Annotated in this window: 19 protein-coding genes; 10 read left to right on the forward strand and 9 right to left on the reverse strand. The window is 72.3% G+C overall.

Annotated features, from left to right (window positions below; genetic code table 11):
• Positions 1 to 46: 46 nt before the first annotated feature.
• Both cysK and R2B67_RS31550 read left to right on the forward strand, forming a co-directional pair.
• The gene (cysK, locus tag R2B67_RS31545) at positions 47 to 1,048 is read left to right on the forward strand and encodes a cysteine synthase A (protein ID WP_237324886.1); all 1,002 of its coding nucleotides are present in this window, start codon (positions 47 to 49) and stop codon (positions 1,046 to 1,048) included.
• A 6-nt stretch (positions 1,049 to 1,054) separates the two neighbouring features.
• The gene (locus tag R2B67_RS31550) at positions 1,055 to 1,552 is read left to right on the forward strand and encodes a cupin domain-containing protein (protein WP_128851613.1); all 498 of its coding nucleotides are present in this window, start codon (positions 1,055 to 1,057) and stop codon (positions 1,550 to 1,552) included.
• A gap of 60 nt (positions 1,553 to 1,612) precedes the next feature.
• On the opposite strand, the gene R2B67_RS31555 is transcribed toward R2B67_RS31550, so the two are convergent.
• On the reverse strand, positions 1,613 to 2,758 hold the full coding sequence (locus tag R2B67_RS31555; RefSeq protein WP_317822755.1) for an LLM class flavin-dependent oxidoreductase: 1,146 nt from the start codon (positions 2,756 to 2,758) through the stop codon (positions 1,613 to 1,615).
• 225 nt (positions 2,759 to 2,983) lie between these two features.
• Positions 2,984 to 4,255 carry a glycoside hydrolase family 18 protein gene (locus R2B67_RS31560; RefSeq protein WP_317822757.1) on the reverse strand — a complete coding sequence of 424 codons (1,272 nt, stop codon included), beginning with the start codon at positions 4,253 to 4,255 and terminating at the stop codon, positions 2,984 to 2,986.
• Positions 4,256 to 4,643: 388 nt separating this feature from the next.
• On the opposite strand from R2B67_RS31560, the gene R2B67_RS31565 reads away from it, so the two are divergent.
• Positions 4,644 to 5,816 carry an acyl-CoA dehydrogenase family protein gene (locus R2B67_RS31565; protein ID WP_317822758.1) on the forward strand — a complete coding sequence of 391 codons (1,173 nt, stop codon included), beginning with the start codon at positions 4,644 to 4,646 and terminating at the stop codon, positions 5,814 to 5,816.
• A gap of 409 nt (positions 5,817 to 6,225) precedes the next feature.
• Here R2B67_RS31565 and R2B67_RS31570 read toward each other — a convergent pair whose 3' ends face one another.
• Positions 6,226 to 6,624 carry a hypothetical protein gene (locus R2B67_RS31570; RefSeq protein ID WP_018512519.1) on the reverse strand — a complete coding sequence of 133 codons (399 nt, stop codon included), beginning with the start codon at positions 6,622 to 6,624 and terminating at the stop codon, positions 6,226 to 6,228.
• Between the two features lie 203 nt (positions 6,625 to 6,827).
• Between R2B67_RS31570 and R2B67_RS31575 the strand changes: the two genes are divergently transcribed.
• The 4 genes from R2B67_RS31575 (at position 6,828) to fxsA (ending at position 10,965) form a co-directional block, all read left to right on the forward strand.
• Entirely contained in the window at positions 6,828 to 7,268 is a 441-nt protein-coding gene (locus R2B67_RS31575) for an Lrp/AsnC family transcriptional regulator (protein WP_015607305.1), read from the forward strand.
• Positions 7,269 to 7,314: 46 nt separating this feature from the next.
• Positions 7,315 to 8,961 carry an amidohydrolase gene (locus tag R2B67_RS31580; RefSeq protein WP_317822759.1) on the forward strand — a complete coding sequence of 549 codons (1,647 nt, stop codon included), beginning with the start codon at positions 7,315 to 7,317 and terminating at the stop codon, positions 8,959 to 8,961.
• A gap of 550 nt (positions 8,962 to 9,511) precedes the next feature.
• The gene (locus R2B67_RS31585; RefSeq protein WP_317822763.1) at positions 9,512 to 10,279 is read left to right on the forward strand and encodes a polyprenol monophosphomannose synthase; all 768 of its coding nucleotides are present in this window, start codon (positions 9,512 to 9,514) and stop codon (positions 10,277 to 10,279) included.
• Positions 10,280 to 10,353: 74 nt separating this feature from the next.
• Positions 10,354 to 10,965, forward strand: coding sequence for an FxsA family membrane protein (gene fxsA / locus R2B67_RS31590; RefSeq protein WP_317822767.1), 612 nt, complete (start codon positions 10,354 to 10,356; stop codon positions 10,963 to 10,965).
• Positions 10,966 to 11,105: 140 nt separating this feature from the next.
• Here fxsA and R2B67_RS31595 read toward each other — a convergent pair whose 3' ends face one another.
• The 4 genes from R2B67_RS31595 to yczE all read right to left on the reverse strand — a co-directional run bounded on the left by R2B67_RS31595 (position 11,106) and on the right by yczE (position 14,623).
• The gene (locus R2B67_RS31595; RefSeq protein WP_003959706.1) at positions 11,106 to 11,480 is read right to left on the reverse strand and encodes an RNA polymerase-binding protein RbpA; all 375 of its coding nucleotides are present in this window, start codon (positions 11,478 to 11,480) and stop codon (positions 11,106 to 11,108) included.
• 266 nt (positions 11,481 to 11,746) lie between these two features.
• A complete protein-coding gene (locus R2B67_RS31600; RefSeq protein WP_317822777.1) occupies positions 11,747 to 13,120 on the reverse strand; it encodes an MFS transporter in 1,374 nt (457 codons plus the stop codon).
• Between the two features lie 46 nt (positions 13,121 to 13,166).
• Positions 13,167 to 13,931, reverse strand: coding sequence for a glycerophosphodiester phosphodiesterase family protein (locus R2B67_RS31605; protein WP_317822784.1), 765 nt, complete (start codon positions 13,929 to 13,931; stop codon positions 13,167 to 13,169).
• On the reverse strand, positions 13,928 to 14,623 hold the full coding sequence (gene yczE, locus R2B67_RS31610) for a membrane protein YczE (protein ID WP_317822786.1): 696 nt from the start codon (positions 14,621 to 14,623) through the stop codon (positions 13,928 to 13,930). The genes R2B67_RS31605 and yczE overlap by 4 nt, the downstream gene beginning before the upstream one ends.
• Before the next feature lie 102 nt (positions 14,624 to 14,725).
• Between yczE and R2B67_RS31615 the strand changes: the two genes are divergently transcribed.
• The gene (locus R2B67_RS31615; protein WP_317822791.1) at positions 14,726 to 16,225 is read left to right on the forward strand and encodes an SCO1417 family PLP biosynthesis transcription factor; all 1,500 of its coding nucleotides are present in this window, start codon (positions 14,726 to 14,728) and stop codon (positions 16,223 to 16,225) included.
• Positions 16,226 to 16,308: 83 nt separating this feature from the next.
• Here the strand turns inward: R2B67_RS31615 and R2B67_RS31620 are convergent, their stop codons facing one another.
• Complete coding sequence (locus R2B67_RS31620; protein WP_317822795.1) at positions 16,309 to 17,958, reverse strand: hypothetical protein; 1,650 nt, start codon at positions 17,956 to 17,958, stop codon at positions 16,309 to 16,311.
• Between the two features lie 37 nt (positions 17,959 to 17,995).
• Positions 17,996 to 18,190: a hypothetical protein gene (locus R2B67_RS31625; protein WP_003970432.1), complete on the reverse strand. Its 195-nt coding sequence runs from the start codon at positions 18,188 to 18,190 to the stop codon at positions 17,996 to 17,998.
• A 322-nt stretch (positions 18,191 to 18,512) separates the two neighbouring features.
• On the opposite strand from R2B67_RS31625, the gene R2B67_RS31630 reads away from it, so the two are divergent.
• Together R2B67_RS31630 and R2B67_RS31635 are read left to right on the forward strand one after the other, a co-directional pair.
• Positions 18,513 to 18,905 carry an ankyrin repeat domain-containing protein gene (locus R2B67_RS31630; protein WP_272899543.1) on the forward strand — a complete coding sequence of 131 codons (393 nt, stop codon included), beginning with the start codon at positions 18,513 to 18,515 and terminating at the stop codon, positions 18,903 to 18,905.
• A 281-nt stretch (positions 18,906 to 19,186) separates the two neighbouring features.
• A complete protein-coding gene (locus R2B67_RS31635; RefSeq protein ID WP_018512529.1) occupies positions 19,187 to 20,605 on the forward strand; it encodes a HEAT repeat domain-containing protein in 1,419 nt (472 codons plus the stop codon).
• Positions 20,606 to 20,634: the final 29 nt, after the last annotated feature.

Here is a 20,634-nt window from a genome sequence, read left to right on the forward strand (position 1 = left end):
GGTGACCCGCGCCGGGGCGACCCGATCCACCGAAACGGAGAAGCCCATGCCCGTCCCGGACCGACGCAGGCCCGCATCGTCGCTGGACGATCTGATCGGTTCCACCCCCACCATCCGGCTCGACCTGGGCGGGACCGCCTCCGGCACGACCGTCTACGCCAAGCTGGAGATGGCGAACCCCCTCTCCAGCGTGAAGGACCGCACCGGGCTGTACATGCTGGAGGCGGCCGAGAAACGCGGCGAGCTGGTCCCCGGCCGCTCCACCGTCGTGGAGGCCACCTCGGGGAACACCGGTATCTCGCTCGCCGCCCTGTGCGCCGCCCGGGGCTACACCTGCGTCATCGTGCTCCCGGACAACGCCACCAACGAACGGGTGCAACTGCTGCGCGCGTTCGGCGCGGAAGTCGTCCGGACCCCCCACGAGCAGGGCTACACGGCGGCGATCGAGAAGGCCCAGGAGATCCACCGCGAGCGGCCGGGGTCCTGGTTCGCCTGCCAGCACGAGAACCCGGACAACGTAGCTGCGCACTACGCCACCACCGGACCGGAGATCTGGAACGACACCGAGGGCACGGTGGACGTCCTGGTCTGCGGCGTCGGCACCGGAGGCACCCTGAGCGGCACCGCCCGCTACCTCAAGGAGCGGAACCCGGACCTCAGGGTGGTCGCGGTCGAGCCGGTGCGCTCGCCCGTCCTCAGCGAGGGCTGGGGCGGCCTGCACCGCATCCCGGGGCTCAACGGCGGGTTCGTCGCCGACACGACGGATGTCGAGGTGATCGACGAGGTCGTGACCGTCTCCGACGACGAGGCCTTCTCCACCGCACGCTTCCTGGCCCGCACGTTCGGCCTCCTGGTGGGCGTTTCCTCCGGAGCCGCGGCCCACGCCTGCCGCCTCCTGGCCGAGAGGCCCGACTACGCCGGCAAGACCATCGTCACGGTCTTCCCCGACACCGGCGAGAGATATCTGTCCCTGCTGGAGGCCGCCGCCGATGAGGAGTCGGCCGGCCAGGCGCGGGACACCGAAACCGTCGCGAAGATTGAGGAGTGAGTCCGGATGACCATGCTTCCCCGCATATTGCTGCCCGGTGAAGGCGAAGCGGTGCAGATCGGCACGACCACGAAGACCACGTTCAAGGCCGTCGGCGGTGAGACCGACGACCGCCTCGGCCTCTTCGAGCACCGCATGGAGCCGGGCGCCCCGGGCGCCTCGCCGCACATCCACCGCGAGCAGCTCGAAGCCTTCTACGTCCTGGACGGTGTCGTCGAACTGCACCTGGACGGGGAGACGTTCGCCGCGCCACCGGGCACCTATGTGAACGTCCCCGAGAACATGTCGCACGGGTTCCGCAACCCTTATCAGGACCAGGCGACCATGCTCATCATCTTCACGCCCGCCATCAACCGCGAGGAGTACTTCCGGGGACTCGCCGAGCTCTACGCGGACGGGAACCGGCCCACCGAGGACGAGCTGCTCGACCTCATGGCCCGCTACGACCAGTTCGAACTGACCTTGGACGGGACGACCTCCCGCCCCGGGTGGGGCAGGCACTAGCCGGCACCGTTCCCGGTGGGCCTCCCTCCTGGGAGGCCCACCGGACGTACCTCCGGCGCCTCACCCGGCCGTGAGGCCCCATTCCGCGGCGAGCAGCTCGAAGCTGCGCACCCGGTCGGCGTGGCCGTGCGTGATGGTCGTGACGATCAGCTCGTCCGCCCCCGTGGCGTCCCGAAGGGTCCGCAGCTGCTCGGCCACGTGGGGTGCCGTGCCGATGAACTGGGTCGCGGTGCGGTCCGCGACCAGCGCCCGGTCCTCCTCGCTCCAGATGTGGCGGCGGGCCTCCTCCGGCGTCGGGAACGCGATGGCGCCCTCGCCGCTGCGGATGCTGCGCACCCACAGGCCGTATCCGGTGGCCAGTTCGCGGGCGGTGCCCTCGTCCTCGGCGACCACCACATCGGCGGAGACGCTCACATAGGGCCGGTCCAGCCCGGCCGAGGGCTTGAACGCCTGCCGGTACCCCTCGACGGCCTCCAGCACCGTGCCCGGGCTGACGTGGTAATTGGCCGCGAAGCGGAGGCCGTTGGCGCCGGCCACCTGCGCACTGATCCCGGCGCTGCTGCCCAGGACCCACAGTTGCAGCGCGGCCCCTTCCCCCGGCACCACCTGCGTCTCGAACCCCGCGTCGGGTGCGTAGGTGCCCTCCAACAGGGCCAGGATGTCGCCCACTTGCTCGTCGTACGGCTGCGACTCGGCGCCCGGCAGCTGGAGCAGCTTCCGGTGCAGGGCGAGGAGCGGTGAGCGCAGCAGGTGCTCGTTGGAGTAACGCTCCGGAACGAGCAGCCCGTTGGGGGCGCGTCCGTCGACGGTGGCCGCCGCCTCCGCCACCCCGTCCGCCACCGGCGTACCCCTCTCCGCCGGCCCGCCCGACCGCCCGAGCCCCAGGTCGAAGCGGCCCGGGTGCACCGCGTCCAGCAGCCCGAACTCCTCCACCGCCGACAGGGCCGTACGGTGCCCGAGTTGGAGCGCTCCGGAGCCGAGCCGGATGTCCGACGTCACCGCCGCGGCGAGCGCCAGCAGCACGGCCGGCGAGGTGCCCGCGACCCCGGGGTTGAGGTGGTGCTCGGCGAACCAGTAGCGGCTGTAGCCGAGTCGCTCGGCCCGGCGGGCCAGGTCGAGACTGTTGCGTAACGCCTGTCCGGCCGTCGATCCGGTGGAGACCGGCACGAGGTCCAGGACGGCGAGAGGCGTGCGGGCGGTGGCCACGATGGGGTTCCCTGTGCAGCAAGAGGCAGCGGTACGGAGCCGGTCTGGCCGTAACGTACGGAGGCCGCCGAAAGAGCGTCAATCACTTCCCGGAGCTGGCAACGCAACCTTCATGTGAGGCTCGGGCGCGAGAACGCCGAGGGCGCCGGGGACGCCGAGGACGCCGGGGACGCCGAAGGGGCGGGGCGTCTGTCCGGCACCCCGCCCCCGCACTCCGCGTGACGGCTAGTCGATCGCCTTGATCAGCTCGCCGTTCGCGGTGTCACCGCTCAGCTCCCAGAAGAACGTGCCTCCCAGGCCCTGTTCGTTCTTGTAGTCCATCTTGGTGCCGATGGTCTCCGGGGTGTCGTAGCTCCACCAGTCGTTCCCGCAGTGGGCGTACGCCGTACCGGCCACCGTGCCCGAGACGGGGCAGCTGCCCTTCAGGACCTTGTAGTCCTCGATGCCGTCCTCGTACGTGCCCTTCGCCGCGCCGGTCGCGCTGCCGCCCGGCTCGGTCTGGGTGACGCCGGTCCAGCCACGGCCGTAGAAGCCGATGCCGAGCAGGAGCTTCTCCGACGGGATGCCCAGCGACTTCAGCTTGGAGATCGCCGCGTCGGAGTTGAAGCCCTCCGTCGGGATGCCCGGGTAGGAGGTCAGCGGGGAGTGCGGCGCCGTGGGGCCCTGCGCCGCGAATGCGCCGAAGAAGTCGTACGTCATCGGCAGGTACCAGTCGAGGTGCTGCGCCGCGCCCGCGTAGTCCACCGCGTCGATCTTGCCGCCGTCGGAGCCGTCCGCGGTGATCGCCGAGGTGATCAGGTTGTCGTTCCCGAAGGACTTGCGCAGCTCGCCGAGCAGTTCGCCGTAGGCGTCCCGGCCGCTCGTGTCACAGGTCAGACCGCAGGCGTTGGGGTACTCCCAGTCGATGTCGATGCCGTCGAAGACATCGGCCCACCGCGGGTCCTCGACCAGGTCGTAGCAGGACTTCGCGAACGCGGCCGGGTTCTGCGCGGCCTCACCGAACCCGCCCGACCAGCTCCAGCCGCCGAACGACCAGAGGACCTTGATGTCCGGGTGGAGCTCCTTCAGCTTGCGCAACTGGTTGAAGTTGCCGCGCAGTTCCTGGTCCCAGGCGTCGGCGACCCCGTCGACGGACTCCTCGGCGGTGTAGGCCTTCTCGTAGTCTGCGTAGGAGTCGCCGATCGTGCACTTGCCGTTCTGCACGTTGCCGAAGGCGTAGTTGATGTGGGTGAGCTTGTCCGCCGAACCTGACGTCACGATGTTCTTGACGTGGTAATCGCGGTCGTACGTGCCCCAGTTGGTGAAGTAACCGATCACCTTGTCGCCGGCCGCTGTGGGGGCGGCCTCGGCGGCGGGGGCCGCGGGAGGCTGTGCGGCGGGGGCCGCGCCGGCCGGGGACATGCCCGCGACGCCGAGCAGGGTGGCGCCGAGCGCCGCCGTACAGGCGGCCGCGGCGAGCGCCCGGAGCCGGGCGCGGGGACGGTGCAGTGTGAGCATCGTGGCTCCTCGTGGGGGGAGGGCTGGTGCGTGGGGGGTGCGGGCCGAACGCCGGGCCGTACGTGCCCGGTTTGGCATGAACGCGGTAAGGCGTTCGCTGGAACCGTAGAAGGACTAGACCAGTTGGGTCAATGGTTCGGACCAATTCGCGGATCTTCGCGGACCGCTCCCACCCCTCCGACCAGCACGTCACCCCGTGACGGGAGGCATCCGATCGGGCATACTCAACCCGCCACAGCCGCTGACCCGCGCCCCCCGAGACCCGGGAGGGCAGGATCGGCTGGGCAGTCTGCTTTTCCCGGCTCCGTTCCGGGAGATCACCCGGCGGCGCCTCTCACACCCCGAGCGCGCGACCGTCGCAACGCCCGACAGGGAGGAGAGCGCCGTCATGTCCGACCGTGCCCCGCAGCCGGTGGAACGCCGTCTGCCCACCGAGGAGTCCCGGCAGCTCGTCGCGCTCGTCCGCGACATCGTGTCCAAGGAGATCGCCCCCCGGGCGGCCGAGGAGGAGGATGCGGGCCACTTCCCGCGCGAGGTCTTCACCCTCCTCTCCGAATCCGGTCTCCTCGGACTTCCCTACGGCTCCGCCCACGGCGGCGGCGACCAGCCCTACGAGGTCTACCTCCAGGTACTGGAGGAGCTGGCCGCGGCCCGCCTCACCGTCGGCCTCGGCGTCAGCGTCCACTCCCTGGCCTGCCACGCGCTCGCCGGCTACGGCACCGAGGAGCAGCAGGCCGCGCACCTTCCCGCGATGCTCTCCGGCGGTCTGCTGGGCGCCTACTGCCTCTCCGAGCCGGCCTCCGGCTCCGACGCGGCCTCCCTGCGCACCAAGGCCGTACGCGACGGCGAGGACTGGGTCATCACCGGCACCAAGGCGTGGATCACCCACGGCGGCGTCGCCGACTTCTACACCGTGCTCGCCCGCACCGGCGTGGACGGCCCCCGCGGCATCACGGCCTTCCTCGTCCCCGGCGACGCCGAAGGCCTCAACGCCGCGCTCCCCGAGAAGAAGATGGGGATGAAGGGGTCGCCCACGGCCCAGCTCAACTTCGACGGCGTACGGGTCGGTGACGACCGCCGCATCGGCGCCGAGGGCCAGGGCTTCGCCATCGCCCTGTCCGCGCTCGACTCCGGGCGCCTGGGCATCGCCGCCTGCGCGATCGGGGTCGCCCAGGCGGCCCTGGACGAGGCCGTGCGGTACGCCACCGACCGGCGCCAGTTCGGCCGCCCCATCGCGGACTTCCAGGGGCTGCGTTTCATGCTCGCGGACATGGCCACCCAGATCGAGGCCGGCCGGGCGCTCTACCTGGAGGCGGCACGGCTGCGCGACGCGGGAGAGGCCTTCTCCCGCCAGGCGGCCATGGCGAAGCTCTTCTGCACGGACGCGGCCATGCGCGTGACCACCGACGCCGTCCAGGTGCTCGGCGGCTACGGCTACACGCTGGACTTCCCGGTCGAGCGGCTGATGCGCGAGGCCAAGGTGCTGCAGATCGTGGAAGGCACCAATCAGATCCAGCGCATGGTCATCGCCCGTCACCTCGCGGGTGCGGAGACCCGCTGACCCTCAGGGGGTGTCCGACACCCCCTGAGGGCCGGAGACCCCCTGGGGGCCGGTCGGACCAGGCGGGGAGCGCGGCGGCCTGGTTCCACTCCTGGTCGCGGTGGCCCGGCACGGTCCGGCCGCTGCCGCGCCAGTCCCGCAGCAGGGCGCTGTAGATGGGCGGGTCGACGGGGGAGGCCATCGGGGAGTTCCCCGTCGACCGGGGCAGCGGCTGCGGCTGCCGAACCGATTCTTCGGGTGCCGGGGGAGCGAGACGGCGGCGCCCCGAGCCGACTGGTGAATGCAGCGTCGTCATACGGGGTCAACGCCCCGGGGCGGGCACGGGTCACTGCCGCCGTGAACCGAGTGCCAGTTCGGCGGGTGCCCGTGGGCACCCGCCGGGAACGTCCCTACGGCCGCGGGCGGCGGTTCAGGCGGCCTCGCGCCGCATCCGGTCCACCCGCAGCGGGCGGGAGCCGGGGCCGCCGGTGTGCGAGAAGGGCTGCAGCCGCCAGTCGAGCCCCTGGGGGAGCGTCAGCAGGAGCGCCGCCTCCTGCTCCTGGGGTTCCAGCGTCTCGTCGGCGGGCCGGGCGTCCGCCGCGAGGCGGCCGGTGCCGGAGCAGACGGTGAGCACGAACGGGTTCCACGGGGTGGGGCACCGGGCGTGCTCCGGCAGGACGTCCTCGTCGGCCAGCAGGGCGATCGGCTGGGCGCAGTCCGGGCAGACCACCCGGAACATCTCGAACATGTCGTACACATCGGCGCCGTCGTCCTCGTCGGGATCGACAGGCTCCGGTTCGGTACGTCCGGTGAGCTTCATGCTCTGCATGGGATCTTCCCCCCTCGGGTGGGCCGGCACAGCGCCACGGCCACGACCACAGCAAGCACTTCCCTCCGCCCGTGGCCGATAACCGCGAGGGGGCCCGCTACCGACCCGTAGGTCTGTGGCGTTCGTCACATGCCCCCCGCAGGTGCCGTTCCGTGACCCGCGCGACTGTGCCGACAGGCACCCGGGGCCATAGGTTGATCCGCATGGAGGAGCTGGACCGTCAGATTGTGGAGTTGCTCGTCAAGGACGGGCGGATGAGCTACACCGACCTGGGCAAGGCCACCGGCCTGTCCACCTCGGCCGTTCATCAGCGCGTTCGCCGGCTTGAGCAGCGCGGGGTGATCCGCGGCTATGCCGCCGTCGTCGACCCCGAGGCCGTCGGGCTGCCCCTCACCGCGTTCATCTCGGTGAAGCCGTTCGACCCCAGCGCGCCCGACGACATCGCGGAGCGGCTCGCGGGGGTGCCGGAGCTGGAGGCCTGCCACAGCGTCGCCGGGGACGAGAACTACATCCTCAAGGTGCGCGTGGCGACCCCGCTGGAGCTGGAGCACCTGCTCACCAGGATCCGTACGCTGGCGGGCGTCTCGACCCGGACGACGGTGGTCCTGTCCACCCCGTACGAGGCGCGCCCCCCGCGCGTCTGAGGGGGCCGCGGGCCTGCCCGAACCGGGCAGGCGCGAGACTGGTCCCATGACCGAGAGCACCGCCCCCCAGAGCGCCCCCGAACACCGCACCCTGCTGCTGCGCGGGGGAGACGTCCACAGCCCGGCCGACCCGTTCGCCACCGCGATGGTCGTGGAGCGCGGGCACGTCGCCTGGGTGGGCTCCGAAGGGGCCGCCGACGCCTTCGCGAGCGGCGTCGACGAAGTCGTCGACCTGGAGGGCGCCCTGGTCACCCCGGCGTTCACCGACGCCCACGTCCACACCACCGCGACCGGCCTGGCCCTCACCGGGCTCGACCTCTCCGGCGCCCGTACGCTCCCCGAAGCCCTCGGCCTCGTCCGTGCGTTCGCGAACCGGCACGCCGCCACCGACGTCCTCCTCGGCCACGGCTGGGACGCCGCGCGGTGGCCCGAACAGCGCCACCCCTCGCGCGCCGAGCTCGACGAGGCGTCCGGCGGCCGCGCCCTCTACCTGCCCCGGATCGACGTGCACTCCGCCGTCGTCACCACCGCCCTGCTGGACCTCGTCCCTGGCGTCACCGGGATGGCCGGATACCACCCCGACGCCCCCCTGACCGGCGACGCCCACCACGCCGTACGCGCCGCCGCGCACAACGCGCTCACCCCTGCGCAGCGCACCGCTGCCCAGCGCGCCGCGCTCGACCACGCCGCCTCCCTCGGCATCGGCACCCTCCACGAGTGCGCCGGACCCGAGATCTCCGACGAGGAGGACTTCACCTCCCTCCTGGCCCTCGCCGCCGAGCGGCCCGGACCCCGGGTCTTCGGTCTCTGGGCCGAGGAGATCGCCGACGAGAAGGGCGCCCGCCGCATCCGGGAGCTCGGCGCGATCGGCGCGGCCGGCGACCTCTTCGTGGACGGCTCCCTCGGCTCCCACACCGCCTGCCTGCACGAGCCGTATGCCGACGACCCGCAGACCGGCACCGCCCACCTGGACGCCGCCCGCATCGCCGCCCATGTCACCGCCTGCACCGAGGCCGGCCTCCAGGCGGGCTTCCACGCCATCGGCGACGCGGCCGTCACCGCCGTCGTGGAGGGCGTACGGGCCGCCGCCGAGACGCTCGGCCTCGCGCGGATCCGCGCCGCCCGCCACCGGGTCGAGCACGCCGAGATGCTCACCCCCGAGACGATCGCCGCCTTCGCCGAGCTGGGGCTCACCGCCTCCGTCCAGCCCGCCTTCGACGCCGCCTGGGGCGGCCCCGAGGGCATGTACGCCCAGCGCCTGGGCGCCGAGCGGGCCGCCACCCTGAACCCGTACGCCGCCCTCCTGCGCGCCGGAGTTCCGCTCGCCTTCGGCTCCGACAGCCCGGTCACCCCGCTCGACCCCTGGGGCACCGTCCGGGCCGCCGCCCACCACCGCACCCCGGAGCACCGCATCTCCGTCCGGGCCGGCTTCACCGCGCACACCCGGGGCGGCTGGCGGGCCATCGGCCGCGACGACGCCGGGCTCCTGGTGCCGGGGGCACCCGCCGACTACGCCGTCTGGCGGACCGCCGAACTCCTGGTCCAGGCCCCCGACGACCGGGTCGCCCGCTGGTCCACCGATCCCCGCTCCGGCACGCCCGGGCTGCCGGATCTGACCCCCGGCGCCGAACTGCCGGTCTGCCTGCGGACCGTGGTCTCCGGACACACGGTCTACATGCGACCGAACGAGTGACGTCGGAGGGTTCCGTACCGCCGATCGATGGCTCGGGCACGCGTTCCCGACCTGCGCATCCCGGGCACTGACCAGGCAATTTGGGCAAAAGGCCCAGGTCGCACGGGTGTTGACAGAACGCGCCCACAGGCCGGTAGGTTCGGCCGGGTCCACCACAGGACGTCCGACCGGTTAAACCTCCACGCAGTCGTCGAACGCCGCTGGGTCATGGGGTGGTGTGCCGCACCGGCCCACCATCACTGACAGCCAGGTTCAGCGCCCGCGCCTCGGGGGCGAGGGAAGGTTTCAGCCGGACGGAGGGTGCGACCCGGGTGGGGCCCGGACGTTCAGTAGACAACGGCTTTCGGTCGACCCGCAGCCAGCGGGTCCCAGGTCGGCCCGAAGGGCGCCGGGCCCCGATCCGCAGTTCCCACGCGTGTCATCGCGTGTTTCTGTCCGCAGTTCCGTCCATCTGCCCGGCCTGTGCCACGCGCCCACGCGACCGCGTAGGAGCTCCGGGGCGGTGTGCTGGATATGGTGTCCCCCTGTGTACGGACTCTAAGGGGCAGTAGTGAACGACGGCGGTCAGAGGCAGTTCGGCCCGCTCGGCAAGGTCCTGGTGATCATTCCGACCTACAACGAGGTCGAGAACATCAGGCCGATCGTCGACCGGGTGCGCACGGCCGTGCCGGATGCCGACATCCTGGTGGCCGACGACAACAGCCCCGACGGCACCGGAAAGGCGGCCGACGAGATCGCGGCCGCCGACGAGCAGGTCCACGTCCTGCACCGCAAGGGCAAGGAAGGGCTCGGCGCCGCCTACCTCGCGGGCTTCTCCTGGGGCACCGAGCACGGCTACGGCGTCCTCGTCGAGATGGACGCAGACGGCTCCCACCAGCCCGAGGAGCTGCCCCGGCTGCTCACCGCGCTCAAGGGCGCCGACCTCGTCCTCGGCTCCCGCTGGGTGCCCGGCGGCCGCGTCGTCAACTGGCCCAAGAGCCGCGAGGCCATCTCCCGCGGCGGCAGCCTCTACTCCCGCCTCGCCCTCGGCCTCTCCGTCCGCGACGTCACCGGCGGCTACCGCGCCTTCCGGACCGAGACCCTCCAGGGCCTCGGACTCGAGGAGGTCGCCTCCCAGGGGTACTGCTTCCAGGTCGACCTGGCCCGCCGCTCCGTGGAAGCCGGCTACCACGTGGTCGAGGTCCCCATCACCTTCGTGGACCGCGAGGTCGGCGACTCCAAGATGAGCCGGGACATCCTCGTCGAGGCGCTGTGGCGGGTCACCGGCTGGGGCATCACCTCCCGCGCCAACAAGGTCCTGGGCCGGAAGAAACCCTGAACCCCGGCGCGTACTGGCCGGTCCATGATCACCCCCTTACGCCGCTTCCACCTCCGTACGGGCACACTGGTTGCATGACGACCGGCACTCCGCCCCCGACCCGTCCCCGGCGCTCGCGCGCCCGTAGATTCCTGCCGTTGGCCCTCGCCGCCTGGCTGGTCCTGGAGATCTGGCTGCTGACCGTGGTCGCCTCGGCCGCCGGCGGGCTCACCGTCCTGCTGCTCCTGGTCGCCGGGGCGGTGCTCGGCACCGTGGTGATCAAGCGCGCCGGGCGCCGCGCCTTCAAGAACCTCACCGAGACCCTCCAGCAGATGCCGGGGCAGCCCGGCGCCACCGAGGCCCCGCAGGTCACCGGAGGAAAGGCATCCCAGGGCAACGGCCTGCTGATGCTCGGCGGACTGCTGCTCCTGATCCCCGGCCTCATCTCGGACGCGGCCGGTCTCCTCCTGCTCATCCCGCCCGTCCGCACCGCGATCAGCCGCCGGGCGGAACGATCCCTCGAGCGCCGGATGCGGGCCGCGTCCCCCGGCAGCCTTTCGGACGCCTTCCAGCAGGCCCGTATGCACCGGCCGGACGGGAAGGTCGTTCAGGGGGAGGTCATCCGCGAGGATGGCACACAGCCCCCTTCCCGCCCCTCCGGCCCCGATGACGACCCCCGGGGCCCGCGCCCGCCGCTCACGCCCTGAGGCCCGGGCGGGCCGGCGCCGGACGGAGATAAAGAGCCGCGGGCCGTGACACACGTTCTGTGTCACGGCCCGCGGCTCTTGTGCTGTGCTGTTGTCGCGCTCGATGCGATGGTTACGCGGAGTGCGGTGGTGCTACGCGGTCAGGCAGACTTCCTGCTGTCCCGCGGGTGCACGGCGATGTTCATGGCTCCGGAGCGCAGAACCGCCAGCCTCTCGGCCAGCACCTCCTCGAGCTCCTCACGCGTGCGCCGCTCCATGAGCATGTCCCAGTGCGTACGCGCAGGCTTGCCCTTCTTCTCCTCGGGGCCATCCCCGTCCACCAGGAGTGCCTGGGCGCCGCACGCCTTGCACTCCCACTCCGGCGGAATTTCCGCCTCCACCGAGAACGGCATCTCGAATCGATGTCCGTTCTGGCATGCGTACTCCACCGCCTGGCGCGGGGCCAGATCGATGCCGCGGTCCGTCTCGTAGCTGGTAACCACAAGTCGCGTGCCGCGAAGAGCTCGCTCACTCATGAATCGTGCCTCCCGGGCTTGTCGCCCACAGGACAAAATGTCGCTGTCGTCGTCATCCGGTCAACGTCCGGTCGCTGGCAAAGATTCCCGTCGCCGGTCATGCGTCGCCCGTTCGTGCCGCTGCTTTATCTGGGTTGAGTACCCACCCTTGCCCGGTTTGTCACCTCTGGAGGGTGGTGTCACCCAACGGTTGAGCTGCTTCCACTCGCAGTAACGGTCCTCCGGGCAGGCCAAAGGCGTACACTACCGGCCTTTGACTTCAACGTCTAAATCCGTTCCGGCACGGGATTGCCCGCGGCCGTGATCGCACGCCGTACCGGCACCCGCGCGAGCAGCACCGCGCCGAGGGCGAAGAACACGATCAGCGAGATGATCGCCTCCCGGTAGCTGCCCGTCAGCTGGTACGCCAGACCGAACACCAGGGGCCCCAGCCAGCTCAGACCCCGGTCGCTCATCTCGTACGCCGAGAAGTACTCCGCCTCCTTGCCGCGCGGCACCAGGTGGGAGAAGAGTGAGCGGGACAGCGCCTGGCTGCCGCCCAGCACGAGCCCGATGGCCGCCGCGAGAACGAAGAAGAAGACGGGCGCGTCGGCGGGCAGCAGATAGGCGGAGAGCAGGATCGCGGTCCATACGACGAGTGAGCCCAGGATGGTGCGCTTGGCGCCGTACACCCGGGCGAGCCGGCCCATGCCGAGCGCCCCCGCCACCGCCAGGATCTGCACCAGCAGGACGGCGACGATCAGGGTCGTCTGGTCGAGGCCCAGCTCCTCGGAGCCGTACAGGGAGGCCTGGGAGATGACCGTCTGGATGCCGTCGTTGTAGACGAGGTACGCGAGCAGGAACGAGAGCGTCAGCGGGTGGCGCCGCATGTCCTTCAGGGTCGCCATCAACTGCTTCCAGCCGGAGCCGACCGCCCCCTCGCCGTCCGGTGCCACCCGCCGGTCGCGCAGCCTGCGCAGCGGTACGAGGGTGAAAGCGCCCCACCACACACCCGCCGACGCGAGGCAGATCCGCACCGCGTCGGACTCCGCGAGGCCGAAGGACTCGTGGCCGGTGTACAGGATCAGGTTGAGGACGAGGACCAGGGCGCCCGAGGTGTAGCCGAAGGCCCAGCCGCGCGAGGAGACCGCGTCCCGTTCCTCCGGCCCGGCGATCTGCGGCAGATAGGCGTTGTAGAGGACCATCGACACGGAGATCGAGGCGTTCGCCACGATGAGCAGGAACGCGCCCAGCAGATAGCGGTGGCCGTCCAGGAAGAACATCCCCGCCGTCGCCGCGGCACCTGTATAGGCGGCCGCCGCCAGCAGCGGCTTCTTCCGGCCCGTACGGTCCGCCGCCGCGCCCACGATCGGCATCAGGATGACGGCCACCACGATGGAGGCCGAGACGGAGTACGCGAACAGCGAGCCCGCCCTCACGGGTATGCCCAGCGGGTGCACGAAGCCGTCAAGATCGGCCGCCGCCTTGGCGATCGAGGTCAGATACGGACCGAGGAAGACGGTCAGCACACTGGTGGAGTAGACGGAGCAGGCGAAGTCGTAGAAGTACCAGCCGTGCTGCTCGCGTTTGCGGGCGGCGGCCGGCCCGTCGCCCGGCGGCTGCCCGGCCGGATCGGCCGTTCCTTTGGTCCCGGTGCTCAACCCGCGCCCCCTCGGTTCTCGCGTGCGGACGCGGACGGGCCCGGCGTCAGGCCCAGGCCCCCCGCTCGCTCAGCACCGTACGCAGCGTCTCGATGTGATCGGTCATGATGCCATCCACCCCGAGGTCCAGGAGGGCCGCCATCCGTTCGGGCTCGTTGACCGTCCAGACGTGCACCTGGAGCCCCAGCGCGTGCGCCGTACGGACGAAACGGGCGTCGACGACCGGGATGCCGCCCTGGCGCTCGGGAACCTGCGCACAGACCGCGCCCGTGCGCAGCGGCGCCGGGATCCCGTACGAGCGCAGCCGCAGCCCCAGCACGCCGCGCACTCCGTACGAGGTGGCCAGGCGCGGGCCCGCCAGGCGGTGCGCACGGGCCACCCGGGCCTCCGAGAACGAGCCGACGCAGACCCGGTCCCAGGCGTCGGTCCTGCGGATCAGCTCCAGGAGGGGTTCCAGGGCCGGTTCCGCCTTGACGTCCACGTTCCAGCGGGCCTCGGGGAACTCCTCCAGCAGCTCCTCGAAGAGGGGGAGGGGTTCGGTGCCCCCGACCCTGGCCCGGCACACCTCGCTCCAGGGCAGCGCGGAGATCCTGCCCGTGGCGTCGGTGACCCGGTCGAGCGTCGGGTCGTGGAAGGCGACGAGACGGCCGTCCGCCGTGGTGTGGACGTCGGTCTCGAAGTAGCGGTACCCCGCGGTCGCCGCCCGGCGGAAGGCGGCCGCGGTGTTCTCCACCCCGTCCGCCGCACCGCCGCGGTGGGCGAAGGCAATGGGTGTCGCGTGATCCAGATAGGGGTGGCGGCTCGGTTTCACTGCGGCAGTATGGCCTGCCCGGATGGAGGGGTGGCAACGGGGTCGGGTCCGGCGGGCGGCGCCGGGGTGAGGGTCACCGGGGCGGGCGCGGGGAGTTCGAAGACCCGCAGGAAGAGCTGGGCCAGCGGGCCGATCGCCAGGGCGTACAGGACCGTACCGGCCCCGAGCGAGCCGCCCAGCAGGAAGCCGGTGACGACGACGGCCACCTCGATCACCGTACGCATCAGCCGGATGGAGCGGCCGGTGACCCGGTTCAGCCCGGTCATCAGTCCGTCGCGCGGACCGGGGCCGAAGCGGGCGGCGATGTAGAGCCCGGTCGCCACCCCGTTGAGCACGATGCCCAGGACCAGCACCGGGATCCGGACCCCGTAGCCGTCGAGGTCGCCGACGAGGGCGAGCGTCCCGTCCATCGCCAGGCCGACCACGAAGACGTTGGAGACGGTGCCGAGCCCGGGGCGCTGCCGCAGCGGTATCCACAGCAGCAGCACGATCGCGCCGACGATGATCGAGACGACGCCGATCGAGATGCCGGTCAGCTCGGTGAGGCCCTGGTGCAGGACGCCCCACGGCTCCAGGCCGAGTTCGGCGCGGACGAGGAGCGCCGAACTCGCCCCGTACAGCGTCAGGCCGACGTACAGCTGGACCAGCCGCCGGGTGAGGTGGGTGGCGCTCCGGGCGGTGGTGTCGGACACGTGTTGCCCCCTGGTGTGGTGGTAGTGGACTGCTTCATGTCACCCTGTGGCAGGGGATTGGTCGCCAACCATGGCCAATTCGAGGAAGGTGGACTGATTTCGATGACGCAGTGGACTTCGACGGTGGGGGCGGCTCAGCTCGCGCGGCAGCTCCACGCGCAGCAGCCCCGGCCCACCGGCCCGGCCGGGCGGAAGCCGCCCGCCTACCGCGCGCTCGCCGACGGCGTGCGGCTCCTCGTCCTGGAGGGCCGGGTCCCGGTCGCCGCCCGGCTGCCCGCCGAACGTGAACTCGCCCTCGCCCTCTCCGTCAGCCGCACCACCGTCGCCGCCGCCTACGAGGCGCTGCGCGCGGAGGGGTTCCTGGAGTCGCGGCGCGGCGCGGGCAGTTGGACCGCCGTCCCGGCCGGGAACCCGCTGCCCGCCCGGGGCCTCGAACCGCTGCCCCCGGAGTCGCTCGGCTCGATGATCGACCTGGGCTGCGCATCCCTGCCCGCCCCCGAGCCCTGGCTGACCCGCGCCTTCCAGGGGGCGGTGGAGGAGCTGCCGCCGTACGCCCACACGCACGGCGACTACCCGGCCGGGCTGCCCGCGCTGCGGCGGACGATCGCCGACCGCTACACCGCGCTCGGCATCCCCACGATGCCCGAACAGATCATGGTCACCACCGGTGCGATGGGGGCCATCGACGCCATCTGTCACCTGTTCGCGGGCCGCGGCGAACGGATCGCGGTCGAGTCCCCTTCGTACGCCAACATCCTCCAGCTGATGCGGGAGACGGGGGCCCGCCTCGTCCCCGTCGCGATGGAGGAGGGCATCGGCGGCTGGGACATGAACCGGTGGCGCCAGGCGCTACGCGACTCCGCGCCCCGGCTCGCCTATGTGGTGGCCGACTTCCACAACCCGACCGGCGCCCTCGCCGACGAGCAGCAGCGGCGGGACCTGGTCGACGCCGCCCGCTCCGCCGGCACCGTCCTGGTCGTCGACGAGACGATGACCGAACTCCGCCTCGACCCCGGCACCACCATGCCCCGCCGGGTCTGCGCCTTCGACCCGGCCGGCAGCACGGTGCTCACCGTCGGCTCGGCCAGCAAGGCGTTCTGGGCCGGGATGCGGATCGGCTGGGTGCGGGCGGCCCCGGACGTCATCCGCTCCCTGGTCTCCGCCCGCGCCTACGCGGACATGGGCACCCCGGTCCTGGAGCAGCTCGCCATCAACTGGCTGATGGGTACGGGCGGCTGGGAGCAGGCGGTCGAGATCCGCCGGGACCAGGCACGGCAGAACCGCGACGAGCTGGTCGCGGCGGTCCGCCGGGAGCTGCCGGAGTGGGAGTTCGCGGTGCCGGGCGGCGGGCTGACCCTCTGGGTGCGCACGGGCGGCCTCTCCGGCTCCCGGCTGGCGGTGGCGGGCGAACGCGTCGGTGTACGGGTGCCCTCGGGGCCGCGGTTCGGGGTCGACGGGGCGTTCGAGGGCTATGTGCGGCTGCCGTTCACGGTGAGCGGCCCGGTCGCGGAGGAGGCGGCGGTGCGGCTCGCGGCGGCGGTGGAGCTGGTCCGCTCCGGCGCGGGTGCGGGGGTGGACGCGCCCCGCAGCTTCGTGGCCTGAGGGCTCCCCCCCCGTAGCTTCGTGGCCTGGGGGCTGCCCCCTCCGCCGCATTTCGTGGCCCGAGGGCTGCCCCCCCCCGCAGCTCACCCCTCGGCGATCGCCGCCTGCGCTTTGGCGAGCTGCCCGGTCGGCGCGGCCTCCACGGCCACGGGCACCTCGGCGGTGTCCTCGACCGGTCCGTCGGGCGCGCCGACGGGCTCCGGCTGCGGCTCCTGCCGGGGCGCGGCACCCGGCCGCTCCGGCAGCGCGTCCAGCACCGCCTGCCGGTGGGCCTCGCTCGCGTCCTCGTCGTACGGGTCCGGCGTCGCCGGGACCTGGAGGCGCAGCACGGGCCCGGTGCCCAGGCGGGCGTACCCCCGCCCCGCCGGAACCTCCGGGGGCGGGGTGGTGTTCGGCCCGTCGCCCAGGACGGCGGTGATCTGCTCGCGGGACGCGGGGCCGAGGACGACGCGGGCCCGGGTGTGGGTCCGTACGGTCTCGGTGAGGGTCTCCAGGGTGTCGAACTGGTCGGCCAGGACCACGGTGACGCCCGCCGCCCGCCCGTGCCGCAGCGGCACCTGGAGCAGCTCCAGCGGGTCGGGCCTGCCGTCGGCCGCCGCGAGGTGGCCGAGGACGCCGGGGCGGTCCAGCAGGATCGAGAGCGGGCGCTTGATGTCCTCGGGGACGGGGTGACCGCCCTGCCGGGCCCGGTTGGCGAAGATCAGCCGCCGTTCCGTCTCGTGCGCGGCCCACTCCAGGGTGGCCAGCGCGCCGCTGAGGCCGGATTCCACGGCGAGGACGCCGGGGCAGCCGACGAGGGCGCCGTACTCACCCGTCCCGCTGCCGTCGACGACGAGGACGTCGCCCTGCTGGAGGGCCTGGAGGGCGATGGAGCGGAGCAGGGTGGTGGTGCCGCTGCCGGGCTGCCCGACGGCCAGCAGGTGGGGTTCGGTGGAGCGGTTGCCGGTCCGCCAGACGACGGGGGAGGCGTCCACGGTCGTGTCGCCGTCGCGGACCGGGACGGTGAGGCGGACCGCGTCGGGGTCGGTGAAGCCGAGCACCGTCTCGCCGGGGGCGGTCACGAAGCGCTGGGCGGCGATCGAGGTCGACAGGGGGGCCGGGACGGTCATGACCAGGCGGTTGGCCTCCTCGTCCCAGGCGAAGCGGTACTCGCGGGCGCGGCCCGACTTGGTGTGCAGCAGCTGCTCGATCCGGGCCCTGGCGGCGGCCTCGCCGTCGGTGAAGTACGCCGGGTAGGAGATCTGGAGGCGGGAGATCCGCCCGTCGGCGTCGAAGGCGTACCCGTCGAAGGCCTTCTCCCAGTCGCCGCCGTGGGCGAACAGCGGGTCGGGATCGTCGGGCACCGAGAAGTACGGCACGAGCGCCTCGTACAGTGCGCGCAGGCGGGTGGACTCCGCCTCGTCCGGGCCGGTCTTCACGGGGGTCCGCTCCCGCCCCTTCCACGCGGCGGCGCCCATCACCGTGATCAGGGCCAGGATCGGCCCGTACGGCACGAGCGCCACGGCGAGCACGCAGGCCGCGGCCAGGAACAGCTTGGGACCACGCCGTTCCTTGGGGGTCGCGGCCCACTTCTGCCGGCCGGAGGCGGCCAGCAGCCGCAGACCACGCAGGATCGTGATCAGCGGATGGAGCACATCGGTGGCACTGTCGGCGGCCGTGCGCGCGATCTCTCTGCTGCGAGTGATCGATGCGCTGCCGCTGCTCAGAACGCGGGGGAGTGGTCGCCGTGCCACAGCTGTCTCCTGAAGGGGTGGGAGCGGTTGCGGAGCGTCAGAACTTGATCCCGCCCAGCAGACCGGCGAGGCTCGCCCCGCCTGCTGTGATGCTCGGCGCGATCGCGGTGCCGGCCAGGTAGAAGCCGAACAGCGCGCAGACGATGGCGTGGGACGCCTTGAGCCCGTCCTTCTTGAAGAACAGGAAGACGACGATGGCGAGCAGTACCACGCCCGAGATGGAAAGGATCATGAGCGGATCTCCTGGTTGAGGGGACAGTCACCATGAGTCCTTCCAGGATCACGCGAAGTATCTATACGATAAAAGGTGCAATCGAGTGAATAAGTCGCATTTTCACTTGACTGGTGGAGCGGAACCTGTGGCCCGCGCGCGGTATTTCGGACTCCGTGCCGGGCAGGAGTCACCCGCGGTGATCTTTTGCCGTATCCGGGCCCGGTCATGTCCGTCCCGGAGCAGTACCCTGTCGATTCACTCGTACGGCCCCCTGCCGTACACCCCCCGGTCAACAGCGGCGGTGACAGCCGCCGCACGGTCAAGGAAGGCGGCCCGCGCGATGAGCGAAACCCCCGATCCCGAGGTGGTCGAGCTGGCGACCAAGGTCTTCGACCTGGCCCGCACCGGCGACGCCGAGGCGCTTGCCGCGTACGTCGACGCCGGCGTCCCCGCCGACCTCACCAACGGCCGGGGCGACTCGCTGCTCATGCTCGCCGCCTACCACGGGCACGCCGGGGCCGTCACCGCCCTCGTCGCCCGCGGCGCCGACCCGGACCGGGCCAACGACCGCGGCCAGACCCCGCTGGCCGGAGCCGTCTTCAAGGGCGAGGACGCCGTCATCGACGCCCTGCTGAGCGCGGGCGCCGACCCCGCCGCCGGATCGCCGTCCGCGCGGGACACGGCCCAGATGTTCGGCAAGGCCGACCTGCTGGAACGCTTCGGTGCCCGCTGAGAGGGCGGCGGACGTGTCCGCCGATGGGTCCGCTGACCGGTCCGTCGTAAATGTGGTCGCGGTGGCGAAATGGCTGGGTCATCATGACGTCGCGGGTCCATTTCGGGCCACCGACGAGAGGCAGAGGAAGATGGTCTACACCAAGCACCGGACGGCGATCGGCCGATCATGTCGCTGCGCGGCGTAGGGATGTCCCCAGGACATCCCCCCGTGCCCCGAGGGGTACGGAGCACTGCACACAGTCCCGGTTGTGTCGACAGCTTGATGTGAGGCTTTCTCCCATGTTCGATCCGTTCATAGCGCCGAGCGGCACCCTGCTCGGCCTGCTGCAGAGGGGCCGCGGCGACGGCACGCTCCACGCGCTCGCCGCACCACGCCCCGAGGCCCTCGCGGCCCTCAACCACTGCGTCGTGAGCGACCCCCGTCACGACTGGCAGGTGGAGAACCGCTCCCTCTACTACGCCCGCCTGTACCTGGATCTCGACGGCGGCATCGAGGAGATCGAGCGCCACCTCGGTGACCCCGACGACCACACGGACACCGACGACTCCCGTACCGGCCTCGCGCTCTCCGTCCTCGGCCACCTCGCCTCCTACGGACGCGACGACGCCCTGGCGCTGCTCCGCCGCTACGCGGCCACCGGCGCCAACTGGGCCTGGGCCCTGGACGAGCTCGCCCTGCGCGACGACGACGCGGGCCTGCGCTCCCTCGCCCTGCCCGTCCTGGGTCGTTTTCCGGCCACCGAGGAAGGCACCGCCGAGCTCGCCGCCGCCGTACGCGACTCCTTCGAGCCGCGCCCCTGGCGGCTCTGGGCCGACGACCCGCGCGAAGCGGTCGGCGCCCGCGTGCGGGCCGCCACCGAACAGGGCTCGTTCGACCGCTGGCAGCGCCAGATGCGCCCCGGTGGTCCCCGCCCCGGCTGGAGCGTCCAGGCCGTCTTCGACTGGGCCCAGCAGGCCCTGGAGCGCGGCAGCGAACTGCACGTCCCCGCGGCCCGCTGCCTCTCCGCCGTCGCAGGTCCCGAGGACCGTCCCCAGATCATCGAGGCCGCCCGCGACGGCGCCGAAGGCGCCCGCTGCGCCGCCCTGCACTATCTCGCCGAGGCGGCCGACCCGGCCGTCCTCGACCTCATCGAGTCCGCCGCCCTCAGCCCCTCCCGCACGGTCGCCGACGCGGCCGTCGCCGCCTTCGAGCGGATGTGCGGCGAGGAGGCCGTGGAACGAGCCCGGCGCTGGGCCCGGCGGCCCGACGCCCTCGGCGCCTCCGCCGCCGGGATCCTCGCCTGCCGCGGCACCGCCCAGGACGCTCCCCAAGTCCTCGGCGCGCTGCGGGAGGCCGTACGCGGCGACGGACCCGACGCTCCCCGGCTCTGGACCCTCGTGGACGGCACCGGCCGCCTCGGCATCGCCTGCGCCGCCCCCGTACTGCGGCACGTCTACCGCGAGACGTCCTCCTCGCACCTGCGCGGCCGGGCCGCCCGGGCCCTCGCCGCCACCGACCCCACCTTCGCCACCGGCTTCGCGGTGGAGTGCCTGTGGGACTGCGAGGAGACCACCCGCGAGGTGGCCGCCCTGCACGCCGAGACCGGGGACATCCGCGTCGCCGAACGCTTGCGCCGGCTCGCCGCCGACCCGGCCGAGGAGGCCGAGGTGCAGACAGCGGTACGGAGCCGGATCGGGCCGGACGCACCGGCGCTCTGACCCCGCGATCCGAGGTGGGAGGGGGCGTT

This window comes from Streptomyces cyaneofuscatus, from assembly GCF_033109485.1.
Taxonomy (GTDB): domain Bacteria; phylum Actinomycetota; class Actinomycetes; order Streptomycetales; family Streptomycetaceae; genus Streptomyces; species Streptomyces cyaneofuscatus.

Excerpts from the sequence above, each read along its gene's own strand:
- R2B67_RS31615 (WP_317822791.1), top strand. The coding sequence starts at position 14,726 with ATGACGCAGTGGACTTCGACGGTGGGGGCGGCTCAGCTCGCGCGGCAG.
- cysK (WP_237324886.1), top strand. The coding sequence starts at position 47 with ATGCCCGTCCCGGACCGACGCAGGCCCGCATCGTCGCTGGACGATCTG.
- R2B67_RS31575 (WP_015607305.1), top strand. The coding sequence starts at position 6,828 with ATGGAGGAGCTGGACCGTCAGATTGTGGAGTTGCTCGTCAAGGACGGG.
- R2B67_RS31635 (WP_018512529.1), top strand. The coding sequence starts at position 19,187 with ATGTTCGATCCGTTCATAGCGCCGAGCGGCACCCTGCTCGGCCTGCTG.
- fxsA (WP_317822767.1), top strand. The coding sequence starts at position 10,354 with ATGACGACCGGCACTCCGCCCCCGACCCGTCCCCGGCGCTCGCGCGCC.
- R2B67_RS31570 (WP_018512519.1), bottom strand. The coding sequence starts at position 6,624 with ATGCAGAGCATGAAGCTCACCGGACGTACCGAACCGGAGCCTGTCGAT.
- R2B67_RS31595 (WP_003959706.1), bottom strand. The coding sequence starts at position 11,480 with ATGAGTGAGCGAGCTCTTCGCGGCACGCGACTTGTGGTTACCAGCTAC.
- R2B67_RS31625 (WP_003970432.1), bottom strand. The coding sequence starts at position 18,190 with ATGATCCTTTCCATCTCGGGCGTGGTACTGCTCGCCATCGTCGTCTTC.
- R2B67_RS31565 (WP_317822758.1), top strand. The coding sequence starts at position 4,644 with ATGTCCGACCGTGCCCCGCAGCCGGTGGAACGCCGTCTGCCCACCGAG.
- R2B67_RS31580 (WP_317822759.1), top strand. The coding sequence starts at position 7,315 with ATGACCGAGAGCACCGCCCCCCAGAGCGCCCCCGAACACCGCACCCTG.
- R2B67_RS31550 (WP_128851613.1), top strand. The coding sequence starts at position 1,055 with ATGACCATGCTTCCCCGCATATTGCTGCCCGGTGAAGGCGAAGCGGTG.
- R2B67_RS31560 (WP_317822757.1), bottom strand. The coding sequence starts at position 4,255 with ATGCTCACACTGCACCGTCCCCGCGCCCGGCTCCGGGCGCTCGCCGCG.
- R2B67_RS31630 (WP_272899543.1), top strand. The coding sequence starts at position 18,513 with ATGAGCGAAACCCCCGATCCCGAGGTGGTCGAGCTGGCGACCAAGGTC.